The organism is Shewanella sp. SP2S2-4, assembly GCF_031932025.1.
Lineage (GTDB): Bacteria > Pseudomonadota > Gammaproteobacteria > Enterobacterales > Shewanellaceae > Shewanella > Shewanella baltica.
The window spans coordinates 86,869-99,121 of the sequence record NZ_JAUOER010000015.1 but is presented as its reverse complement, the minus strand read 5'-3'; the positions used below and the strand labels follow the sequence as shown (position 1 = coordinate 99,121).

Sequence of the window (12,253 nt, the reverse complement as noted above, 5' to 3'; positions counted from 1 at the left end):
CAATTAGTTTACAGAATTAAGGAGTCCATCATGGATAAGAGTAAACGTCGTTTTATCAAAGGGGCCGCTGTAACGGGTGGTGTGGGATTATTTGCTGCGGGTTATAGCCATACATTAGCGCAAATAGGTAAAGGTGTCGTCAATGGTACTTCAGGAAAACCAACCCAAGATCCGCTGCATGGCAATTCCTTAGCACCTGAATACAAAGTCAATTTACAGTCAGGTCAGTTAATCAGCAATGACGATCAACGCATCGCCAATACTATGTGCTTAGGTTGCTGGACCAAATGCGGCGTGCGCGCTCGTATCGATCAAAAAACCGATAAAATCATCCGTATCAGCGGTAATCCTTATCACCCGCTGTCATCGCGGGAACATATCGATTTCGATACACCGATCAAAACCGCCTTTGTTGGGCTTAGCGCCTTTCAAGAACAGGGTCTACAAGGACGTTCCACCGCCTGCGCCCGCGGTAATGCCATGCTAGAACAATTGGATAGCCCACACCGCGTCACCCAATGTCTTAAACGCGTGGGTAAGCGCGGCAGCGGCCAATGGCAGAGCATTAGCTTTGAGCAATTGCTGAATGAAGTCGTCGAAGGTGGTAATTTATTTGGTGAGGGGCAAGTCGAAGGCTTAAGAGCGATTCGTAATATCGCCACGCCGCTCGACGCCAATAATCCAGAATACGGCCCTAAAGCTAATCAGTTACTGGTCTCAAACGCATCAGATGAAGGCCGCGATGCCATTATCAAACGCTTCACCTTCAACAGCTTTGGCACGCGCAACTTTGCCAACCACGGCGCTTACTGTGGATTTACCTACCGTGCTGGAGCGGGCGCTTTATTGGATGATTTGAAAAAATACGCCCACTTAAAACCCGATTGGGACCATAGTGAATTTTTACTCTTTATCGGCACGTCGCCGCAGCAATCGGGCAATCCCTTTAAACGCCAAGCAAGACAATTGGCTAACGCGCGTGTGAATAACACCAATTTCAGTTATGTGGTGGTGTCGCCCATGCTACCCAATACCTCGAATCAACCTTGCGCGGGTAACAATACTTGGCTGCCGATCCGCCCCGCCACCGACTCGGCCCTCGCCATGGGCATGTTGCGCTGGATTATTGATAACCAGCGCTATGCCGCCGATTTTTTGAGTGCGCCCAATGTCGATGCCGCAAAAGCATCAGGTTACCGTGGCTTCAGTAACGCAGGATTCTTGATCGTCAGCGAGCCTACCCATCCAAGATATGGCCAATATCTCTTTGCCAGCGATCTTGGCTTACCTTTCGACGGCAAAGCCTATGGCGAACAGGACTCGCAGTTGGTTGTCGATGCAACGAGTGACAAGATAGTTTTGGCGAGCCACAGTCAGAAAGCCAAGCTCGACGTTGACCAAAACGTCGACACACCTAAGGGGGCGATTGCGGTTAAATCCAGCTTCCAACTGTTAAGTGAAGCGGCGCACAGCTTCGAGATGGCACACTATGCCAAGGAGTGCGATATCAGCGAAGCGCAGATTATTGCCCTTGCGGATAAATTTACCAGCCATGGCACTAAGGCTGCGGTGATCTCCCACGGCGGCACAATGAGCGCCAATGGTTTCTATAGCGCGTGGGCGATCATGATGCTCAACGCTATGATAGGTAACATCAATTTGAAGGGCGGTGCATTAGCCTCCGGCGGTTCCTTCCCCGCCTTTGGTAAAGGCCCAAGGTATAATCTGCAGGATTTTGACGGCATGGTCGAGCCTAAGGGCGTATTCCTATCGCGCTCTAAATTCCCCTACGAGAAAACCTCAGAGTATCGCCGTAAAGTCGAAGCGGGCGAATCGCCTTATCCCGCCAAGGAGCCTTGGTTCCCGATTTCATCGCCCTTGCTTGGCGAACATTTAACCGCGGCGGTGCACGGTTATCCCTATCGACTCAAAGCATGGATTAACCACATGGGCAATCCAATTTATGGTCAAGCGGGTTTAGGGGAAGCCATTGGTGAACAACTGAAAGATCCTAAGGTGCTGCCACTGTTTATCAGCATCGACAGCTTCATCAACGAAACCTCGGCGCTGTCGGATTACATAGTGCCCGACACCTTAACGTACGAGTCTTGGGGCTGGACCTCAGCATGGCAAGGCACGCTAACCAAAGTTGCCACAGGTCGTTGGCCGATTGTCGAGCCAAGAGTCGCGAAAATGGCCAGTGGTGATGTGGTGTGCATGGAGTCTTTCTTGAGCCAAGTGGCGATGAAGTTGCAACTACCCGGCTTTGGCGAAAATGCCGTTAAGGCCGCCGATGGCAGCTTACACCCGTTAACGCGCGCAGCGGATTACTCACTTTACGGCGCCGCCAACGTGGCCTATTTAGGTAAAGCCGTCGCCGATATCAACGCCGAGGACATGTATCTTAGCGGTGTAAGCCGCATTCAAAGTGAACTCAATACCAGACTCACGCCTGATGAAGTCAAAAAAGTGAGTTACTTATTTGCCCGCGGCGGCCGTTTTGAAGAAATGCGCGGCGCACGCGATGACGCGGGGAATCCGAGTAAAGTCTGGCCTAAACCTATGATGCTGTGGAATCCCGACGTCGGCAGTCGTCGCAACAGTCTCACAGGGGAATTTATGAGTGGTTGTCCGCGCTTATATCAACCCGCCTTAGCCAATGGCACACCGCTCGATAAGGCATTTAATAAATCACAATGGCCTTTGCTGATCAGTAGTTACAAATCCCACACCATGAGCTCTATGAGTATTGGCTCGGATCGTTTGCGCCAAGTGCACCCTAATAATCCAGTACGACTGAACGAGAAGACCGCCAGTCGCCTTGGGATAAGCACTGGTGACACGGTCAAGATCAGCACGCCCAACGGCAGTGTAATCGCCTTAGTGGAATGTGTTGCCGGAGTGCACCCTGACTGTATCGCTATCGAACACGGTTATGGTCATAAGGAACTCGGCGCGCGGGACGTAGTGATCGACAACCTTAAAATCGCCGCCAATCCGCGGATCCGAGTCGGCATCAATATGAACGACTTGAATCTGTTTGATCCGAGTCGCCACGGCCGCTACCCGCTGGTGGATTGGGCAAGTGGCGCTTCGGCCAGACAAGGGCTGCCAGCTAAGATTGAAAAACTAAGCTAATGACTACATACCGTTGAGCAATCGCTCAAGTTTATACTCACACCTTATTCCAAAATATAGTGGAGTTAAGTAAGCAGTAAATGAGTACTTAGCCGTATATCAGAAGGGCTACAGGACGATTTCGATTAATCTCTGTAGCCCTTTATTTTATAAGGTTTTCTTAAGTGAATGGCATTAGCCAACTGCAGCTCTTTTTTTATCTAAAATGAACCATTATTAGCGAATGAACGTATTGGATTCATCATGCATATACCCCAAAACCCAACTCTAAGCACTTAAGTGAATAATATTTTAGATACTGACGATCTCGATTGATTACACTTTATCTCTTCTCGGCAAATCTCACTTTTCAAAAACTAAAATAGAACACTGCTATAGTTATTGCAGAGTTTTCATCGCCGATAACCCAATTGGCACAATACCATCAAGTCTTCACCAAGATTTGAACCAAGTAACAACTTAGTTGAGGTGCATCTAGTGTTTAATTCATCATTGCGGAGAAGCCTTGAAGCAAACGAGGCTAAATTACTAGAGTCCGAGTCTCTGGTCGATTCTATTGATAATAGTGTAGCTACCATAGAATTCTCACCTGAAGGCGAAATCTTAAATGCTAATAAATTATTCTTAAATATCATTGGGTATTCGTTAGTCGAAATTGTTGGCCGAAGCCATAAAATGTTCTGTAAGCCAGAATATTCCAATGCTCCGACATATCGCCAATTTTGGGTTAATCTCAAATCTGGAAACCTTCAAGAAGGTAATTTCTGTCGTATTCGTAAGGATGGCAAAGAGATATGGCTTAAAGCGACTTATTTCCCAATAAAAAAGCATGGGAAAGTGATCAAAATAATGAAAATCGCTGCAGACATAACTAAAGATAAGCTGCAACTTGATGACCAAGAAGCCATTTTTAACGCGTTGAATCGCTCACAAGCGATTATTGAATTCACCCCTGAAGGGGTTATCACTCACGCGAATGCAAATTTCTTAAGTGTGATGAATTACAGTAAAGAACAGGTCGTAGGTAAGCACCATAGTATTTTCTGTTTTGATAATTTCTATCAACAACAGCCTCATTTCTGGGATGCTCTAAAACAAGGACAGTTTAAAAGCGGCCTCTTTGAGCGAAAGAATGCCTATGGCAACTCCATTTGGTTAGAAGCCGCTTATAACCCCATCCTTGATGAAAATGGCCATGTCAGAAAAGTCATCAAATTTGCTAGTGATGTAAGTGCACGGATCTTACAAAACCAAGCAGTCCAAGAGGCCGCTAACATAGCACTGACAACTTCACTACAAACTCTTACGCAAGCCAGACAAGGTGTTAAGTTACTCGATGCTACGGTCAATACCTCAAATGCTATCGCAGAACAGACCCATAAAACCACCGAGTCTATGGCAAAACTCAATGAACAATCTCAAAGTATTCAAGCCATAGTCGCGACCATTAGCTCGATTGCCGATCAAACTAATTTACTGGCATTAAATGCCGCAATTGAGGCCGCACGTGCGGGGGAACAAGGCCGAGGCTTTGCGGTTGTCGCCGATGAAGTAAGACAACTTGCGGCGAGAACCAGTAAGTCAACCAGTGAAATAGCTACCGTCGTCACTAAGAATAGCCAACTGACGACAAGCGCAACTAACATGATGAATGAAGTTGAATCTATTGCTCAGGAGGGGAAAAAGCAATTAGCCGAGGTAACTTTGGTGATGGGAGAAATACGCAACGGAGCAGAAAACGTTTCAAAAACAGTCTCTCAACTGTCGATTGATTAACAGTAATATGTAAGCTATTTCGTCGCGCTATCAAGGATTGCATGGCGCTTTATCTAAAAGACAAAACGCCAACCTATTGCTTTTACGTCAATCAATAATCAGTTTTACGACCTTCATAGGTGGCGCGCATTTGCTGTACAAGAACCTCATCGTAAGCACGTAATCCGCTCATCACTAAGGTTTTTATACCTGTGCCAACTAAAGTGTCGCCACTGTGTAATTCAAAGTGCAATGTCACATCGCCACGTTTACCGTCGATTTTTAAATCTTGGCCAATGAGTGATAAGGTCACTTGTACAAAATCGAGGGTGGTTAAGTCAAACGACATACTTTCGTAAATCACTAAAGGCCGTTCTGGGTTGATCATCACTTGATGTTGTTTCATCAAAGGGATCAGAATATCGATAAAGTTATGCCCAGAGAAAGCAACATATTGACGAATAAAGGATTCGGTCTGCGCATCGCAACAACTCACATCGCCATGACGGCTGACATTAAGATAGGTTTTTTCACGACTATCGCGAATCGAAAAACTCTCGCTCACTTGTTCTGGGAATTGCAGTTCGACGCTATCGCCCACCATACCCGCAAAGCTAAATTTCATGCTCTGACTCAGGCCATATTGAGTCAATACTAAGGCAAACAGTAAATCTCCCGGCACACAAAAGCGTTTTGCGCCCACATCGTGTATGGGATTAAAGTCCTGCGCAATTTTCTTCGCGAAGTCGCTGGCTTGTTGTGCGGATACGGAAATAGCTTGATTTTGCTCGGAAAAATAAGGCGCTAGAAACATATAAACTCTATTTGTAATAACTCAATACAGGGATGGATAACAAAATTATCACGAGTCTACCTTAAATTAGGTATTTAACTCACCCGATGACTTGATCCCACGGAAGACGTACAAAGTAACACCATGACCACATTTGTAAAGCCAAACACATTACAATGGTATTAACTTAGGTTAACAGGCTAACGTCTTCCATTGGATAAGGAACAAATAGTTAGACTTGTTTAAATTCTCGCTTCAATTGAAAACTATCGTCAGTAACAAGTTGTTCTAGCACTTCGACGCGTTGACGCAGTGTGGCTAACTCGGCCCGCATGGCTTGATTTTCAGCCTCTTGCGCTCGGCTGGACACCCCTTGCTTGTCGCGAATTTTCATAATCGCCACCACATATCCGCCAACAATGGCGAGGATCGGGATAAGTAAAGCGAGGGCTCCGGTATTCATAGTCATTTCCTTTATCGATTGGCGCTATTGTTATCAGGCTAAAAAATCAGGCTTATTTCGACTCTAGATATAGCTCAAAGTCAGAATATGGCAATGAGTATGCGCAAAATAACGCTTATCCACCAGTGACAAAAGTCATGAGGTTTAGCTAAGGCGCATCATTCCTTATCGAAGCTATCCACAACAATAGCGCCCATGGAGGCAGGCATAGTGATGACGATGATCCGTTTGATCGAGGTTAGTGGATCTTCAAAAAATGGCACTTTATCGAGACACAGCAAGACGAGGAAAACCACCAGCGCGGTGAGCAAATACGCCACCATGATGCGGAAAATAAACACAGGGACTCGGGCACGAATATTCTGTTGGAACACGCTGTGGTAAGTAAAAACCCCTAGAAATAACAAAGATAAACTAAAGAGCATGGCGATATTGAGCACAGGCAAGGTTTCGCCGAGGTGCCAGGCTTCCTCTGAAAACGCCACGGGCACCGCCAGCGCAAATGCTCCCACGCAAACTTGGCTCGCATCTTCGGTATTAAAACTAAAGGTCATGCTCATCGCTCCTTAATATTCCAATCCATTTAATTAGCCGAAAATAACGTGCGGCTAAGACGCGCTACATTAGGGCTTATTCCTGCGGAGTTAAGTGCGATACAGCACTTTAACCACATGCCAGCCAAACTTAGTTTTAACTATGTGCGGCACTAATAACTCGCCCGAAAAAGCCACTTTATCAAACTGTGGCACCATTTGGCCTTTTTTAAACTCGCCTAAATCGCCGCCTTTTTTGGCCGAAGGGCAAGAGGAAAAACGCTTGGCGAGTACCGCAAAATTAGCGCCATTATTCAGCTGCTTAACAATATCTTCAGCCTGCTCTTTGTGTTTCACTAAAATATGCACGGCGGCAGCGGTTTTAAACATGTTATTTCTCACTTTTGGTTAACGACCTAGGCTAAGGGAAGATGGCGTCACGCCTGTACTCTCGATAACGCCATTTCCATTCGCATAGGTTCTACTACTTCAGATTTTATATTCAACGCACAAATGCGTGAGTGATAGGTCGATTATCGAGCCTATTGGCCGAGTATTTTCTGCCACCATTGCAAAGGCTCGCCGCAATTATTCACCGGACGATAAGTTGCGGTTAATGCCGGAAGCGCATCAACATTGCTGCAATCCGATTCTTTGGCCACTCCGGTATCTCGGTCAAAAAAGCCCTTCACGACGCCATTCACTGGGATAGAGCGCAGACTAATAGGTGGACGTTCTTTCAAGAAGGCAAGATACACGGCCATGGCGCCACTGCTGCCATACAAGCTGGTTTTGCCGTTATCATCACGCCCCACCCAAATAGCAGCAACATTACGCTCATCAAAGCCCGCAAACCAAGAGTCGCGGCTGTCGTTACTTGTGCCTGTTTTACCCGCCAGTCCAACGCCAGGGAAGGCATTGCCTAAGCGCGTCGCTGTGCCTGTATTCACCACTTGCTGCATAGCGTACTGGATCAAAAAATCAGTATCGGGTGAAATAGCCTGCTCTTTAGGTAATCGTGTTACAGGTAATGGATTTTTATCTGCATCTAACACAGCCGTCACTGTGGTTAATTTACGATAAACCCCACTATCGGCTAAGGTTTGGTACACCTGCGCCACCATTAATGGCGAACCATTGACGGCACCGAGTAACATAGAAGGATACTCGTTTAACGGCTCCTGCCAACCCGACTTAGCTAAGGTTGTCGCAACCGCATCCACGCCCACCGCAATCCCAAGATTTACTGTCGGGACGTTCATCGACTTTTTCAGCGCCGTTAACAAAGGCACTTGGCCGCTGAACTTCTTATCGAAGTTTTGCGGTGACCATGTCTTACCTTGCTCACTCTTTAAGGTAATAGGCTGATCTTTAAGGGGAGTCGCTAAGGTAAATTGGCTATTGGGTGCCAGTGCCGTGGCGTACACAAAGGGCTTAATTAACGAGCCAATCGGACGACGAATTTCAACCGCACGGTTAAAGCCATCAAATCCAGGGGTTTTATCGCCGACCATTGCCGCGATACCGCCCGTGTATTTGTCGGTCACCACCATGCCTACCTGCAATGACTTGTTGCTCTTATCTAAGCTCTTAAGGGTTTGAGTCACCGCAATTTCGGCGGCTTCTTGGGCCATAGGATCGAGCGTGGTATAGATTTTTACCCCAGATTGCTTCAGTAACGCATCGCCATAACGCTCGTTCACTTCCTGTTTTACCAGGGCGAAGAAGGAAGGTAATTTCTGGTGTGCGGGTTTATTAAGATTACGGATCGCCAGAGGTGACTCTACCGCCGCCTTGTACTCGGCCGTGGTTAAATCGCCTGCATCCATGAGTAAACGCAATACCAGATCGCGACGCTCTTGAATGCGATCCGGATATCGCCATGGATTGTAGTAAGACGGTCCCTTAATCGCAGCCACTAAAAATGCCTGCTGGGCGATAGTCAACTCACTGATTGGACGGCCGAAATAGAAACGCGATGCCAAACCCATACCATGAACGGCGCGGGATTTATCCTGCCCCATATACACTTCGTTAAGATAGGCTTCGAGGATTTCGTCCTTGCTGTAACGAAAATCGATAATCACTGCCATCAAGGCTTCGCGCACCTTACGCAGTAAAGAACGCTCACTGGATAGAAAAAAGTTTTTCGCTAACTGCTGGGTTAACGTCGAGCCACCTTGCACTGTGCGACCGGCGCTAATGTTCACAAACGCGGCGCGCGCAATCGCGAAGGGATTCACCCCATGATGTTCGTAAAAGCTACGGTCTTCCACCAGCAATAACGCCTGCACAATCGACTTAGGCATTTCTTCGGTCGGCACAAACAGCCTATCTTCACCGTCGCCAGTAATAATGCGATCGAGCAACACAGGCTCAAGATGGAATACGGCAAGTTGACGCTTATCCGACACCCGGGAGACTGAACTGACGCCATTGCTGTCGAAGCTGATCATGACTCTTTGTTCGACTTGATCGCCTTCTGGATGTAAGAACGGTCGACGCCACAATTCGATACGAGTGCTTGATGCCGAAAATTCTCCCACTTGGCGTGGATTCGCGACTTTGCGATAGCCGAGCAACTTAAGCTCAGCCATCATTTGCGGATGACTGACCGCCGCGCCGGGATACAGCGCCATAGAACGGCTAAACACCTGCGCGGGCAAGTGCCATTTTTGGCCTTCAAATTTTTGCGCAATAATTTGATCGAGATAAATGCTGTAGAACGTCACTACAGCTAATCCAGCTAAGGCTAATTTCCAAGTGATTGACCACATTCGTCGAAATAAACCGCGGCCATTGTTGGCCCTACGGGAAGCGGGTGTTTTTTTTGTCGTCTTAGTCGTCATATCTACTTCATCATTCATGCATTTAAAGACATCAGCCACAATAACAAGCGTGGTGCGAATCAAGGCGTGTTATCACGCGATTAAAAAACCAGCGCCACTGCGCTATGGCTGAGCTAAACCCAAGGTTTTCTTCTTGGTAAATTTTGTCGGTAGTGTATTCACAGGATCGTCCGGCCACAGATGTTTTGGATATCGGCCGCGCATTTCCTTTTTCACTTCCACATAAGGTCCCTGCCAGAAACTGGCTAAATCCGCCGTTAAAGCCAATGGACGTTGAGCGGGAGAAAGTAATTCCATCGTCACCTTTAGCTTGCCCTGCGCCAGCATAGGGCTTTGTGCCATGCCAAAGGTTTCTTGCAGACGCACCCGCAGCAGCGCACGCCCAGATTCATCGTATACGATTGGCGCAGAGGTACCGGTAACTAACGGCCAAGAGGTTGGCAATAACTCGTCCAGTCGCTGTTTCTGCTGCCAGCTCAAACAGTTTGCCACAAAACCAAAGCAATCGAGCTTAACTAATTGCGGCAGATTATTCACATTTTCGAGGTAAGGCGCCAGCCAAGTTTCTAGGCTCGCTAATAACGCCCCATCATCGACCTTGGGCCAGTCGCTGCCCGCGTCGAACTCTGTCGCAAGTTTAAGCCTGTATTGAAACTGCTCTAAGTTAGCGTTCCAATTGAGAATTTGTAATCCTTGCTGGCGAATATAACCCAGTAAGGCCGCGACAATTTGCTTGCGCTCAGGCTTAGCAATCGTCTCGGTTTTCACTAAAATTTGTCCGACCTTGTATTGGCGCTCGGCAATGACTCGGCCTTTGCCTTCATCCCAGCCACAGATCTCGTGGATTTCCAGCAAGTCTTTTAGCTCGCTATCGAACAAGCTCGGCTGAAACGGACTCGCCAAGTAAATCCGCCCGGCGTTTCGGCCTTCAGTTTCTTGGAAATCCGCCACCACCATCCAAGGCGTTTGCGACAAGGCATCTTCGGCCACCAGCACCACGCCAGTGCCATTGGCTAATTGATAGCCCTCAACGCCACGCGCTTTGGCGATGCGATCCGGATACGCCAACGCCAGTAATAATCCCACATCGCTGTGGTGAGCATGGGTCGCAACCTTCACTAAGTCAGCAGTTAATCCGAGCTTTTTCTGCCACTGTTTCGCCTGCTGTCCCGCTTGCCCCTGACAGGCAAAGTGCAGGTAATTCATGATATCGGCGCCCTTTTTAGGCAAACCGCGCGCCTCTACAATCCCCGACAGCAAACAGGCCAAACTGCCCAATTGCCCAGTTTGCTCATTAACATTGTTTACGCCTAAGCTTTTCACACTTAAGCTTTTCGCGCCCAATAGCATATGGGCAAGCCTGGGGTGACACCCCAGCTCATAGGCCGCTTTACCGTGGGGAGTGAGTTTATTTTGACCATCAACCATGCCTAAGCGCTGCAGCAATTGCCACGCCAGCGCCTCATTCACACTCGGTGGCGGCGTTAACAACATCAAGTCGCAGAAGGATTTTGCGCCCCAGTAAGCACAATCGTGGGCCATAGCCACCAGATCCGCTTGGCTGATCTCGGGTTCATCGGCCCTGAGCATGCGGCCATGTTCTTCTTGGCTCCACAAACGCACACACACACCCGCAGATAAACGTCCCGCGCGGCCACTGCGCTGAGTTGCAGAGGCTTGGCTTATACGTTTTAAACCTAAGCGAGTGACGCCAGTTTTAGGATTGAAACTGGCCTGACGTTTATAGCCACTGTCGATGACAAAACCTATTCCTTCAATAGTTAAGCTCGATTCCGCCACGTTAGTCGCTAGCACGATTTTACGCCTGCCATCTGTAGTTGCCGCAATCGCGCTATCTTGCTCTGCGCCAGAAAGCTCACCATAAAGGGGGCAAATCAGAAAGGCATCTTGGGCTAAGCGCTCACGCAGAAACTGCTGCAGTCGTGAGATTTCGCCTTTTCCAGGTAAGAAAACGAGCACGGCGTTATTGCTAGCCGTTTTATCAACGTTGGCACTACTGGCCGAGACCAGATCGAGTACGCAGCGGCCAAGATGATCGATCCAATGCTGCTGCGTCGGCACAGGGCGATATTCAACCTCAACGGGAAAACTGCGGCCTTCACTGTGCAAGGTCACGGCCTCTGGCATCAATTCGCCCAAGGCAAGGCCAGATAAGGTGGCCGACATGGCCAATATTTTTAAATCGTCCCGCAGTGAAGCTTGCACTTCGAGCGCTAAGGCGAGGCCTAAATCGGTAGTGAGGTGGCGTTCATGGATCTCATCGAAGATGATCATCTCAATCCCAGTTAATTCGGGATCTTGCTGGATCATCCGCGTGAGTATGCCTTCGGTGACAATCTCTAAGCGGGTATTAGCGCTGACTTTAGCTTCACCGCGCACGCGATAGCCCACTTCTTGCCCCACCTTTTGCTGGCGGCAATGGGCAATATAGTGCGCCACACTGCGCGCCGCGACACGCCGCGGTTCGAGCATTAAAATGCGTCCGCTGATTTCTGGCCAATCCAACATAGCCAAAGGTAACGCGGTAGATTTACCCGCACCTGTCGGTGCCTCGAGGATCACTTGAGCGTGACTAGAAAAAGCCGCACGCAGCGGTGCTAATAAGCTATGAATAGGTAGAGAGTTCAAGAAAAAGACATCAGCGGCCAACACAGGCCGTCAGTGTACTAACAATCGACGGTGAGTACCATTTCACTGCAAC

Annotated in this window: 8 protein-coding genes; 2 read left to right on the top strand and 6 right to left on the bottom strand. The window is 48.2% G+C overall.

Annotated features, from left to right (window positions below; translation table 11 throughout):
- Positions 1 to 30 precede the first annotated feature (30 nt).
- Together Q4Q54_RS13495 and Q4Q54_RS13490 are read left to right on the top strand one after the other, a co-directional pair.
- Positions 31 to 3,138 carry a tetrathionate reductase subunit A gene (locus tag Q4Q54_RS13495; RefSeq protein WP_311988692.1) on the top strand — a complete coding sequence of 1,036 codons (3,108 nt, stop codon included), beginning with the start codon at positions 31 to 33 and terminating at the stop codon, positions 3,136 to 3,138.
- Positions 3,139 to 3,615: 477 nt separating this feature from the next.
- Entirely contained in the window at positions 3,616 to 4,914 is a 1,299-nt protein-coding gene (locus tag Q4Q54_RS13490) for a PAS domain-containing methyl-accepting chemotaxis protein (protein WP_311905660.1), read from the top strand.
- A 91-nt stretch (positions 4,915 to 5,005) separates the two neighbouring features.
- Here the strand turns inward: Q4Q54_RS13490 and Q4Q54_RS13485 are convergent, their stop codons facing one another.
- From Q4Q54_RS13485 to hrpB, 6 genes are all read right to left on the bottom strand, one after another.
- The gene (locus Q4Q54_RS13485) at positions 5,006 to 5,707 is read right to left on the bottom strand and encodes a DUF3581 domain-containing protein (protein ID WP_311905659.1); all 702 of its coding nucleotides are present in this window, start codon (positions 5,705 to 5,707) and stop codon (positions 5,006 to 5,008) included.
- 211 nt (positions 5,708 to 5,918) lie between these two features.
- The gene (locus tag Q4Q54_RS13480; RefSeq protein WP_106651667.1) at positions 5,919 to 6,149 is read right to left on the bottom strand and encodes a hypothetical protein; all 231 of its coding nucleotides are present in this window, start codon (positions 6,147 to 6,149) and stop codon (positions 5,919 to 5,921) included.
- A 158-nt stretch (positions 6,150 to 6,307) separates the two neighbouring features.
- A complete protein-coding gene (locus Q4Q54_RS13475) occupies positions 6,308 to 6,703 on the bottom strand; it encodes a DUF2391 family protein (RefSeq protein ID WP_106651668.1) in 396 nt (131 codons plus the stop codon).
- A 90-nt stretch (positions 6,704 to 6,793) separates the two neighbouring features.
- On the bottom strand, positions 6,794 to 7,072 hold the full coding sequence (locus Q4Q54_RS13470; RefSeq protein WP_006084190.1) for a peptidylprolyl isomerase: 279 nt from the start codon (positions 7,070 to 7,072) through the stop codon (positions 6,794 to 6,796).
- 152 nt (positions 7,073 to 7,224) lie between these two features.
- Positions 7,225 to 9,549 carry a penicillin-binding protein 1B gene (gene mrcB / locus Q4Q54_RS13465; protein ID WP_311898600.1) on the bottom strand — a complete coding sequence of 775 codons (2,325 nt, stop codon included), beginning with the start codon at positions 9,547 to 9,549 and terminating at the stop codon, positions 7,225 to 7,227.
- An 84-nt stretch (positions 9,550 to 9,633) separates the two neighbouring features.
- A complete protein-coding gene (gene hrpB / locus Q4Q54_RS13460; RefSeq protein ID WP_311988691.1) occupies positions 9,634 to 12,204 on the bottom strand; it encodes an ATP-dependent helicase HrpB in 2,571 nt (856 codons plus the stop codon).
- Between the last annotated feature and the right edge of the window lie 49 nt (positions 12,205 to 12,253).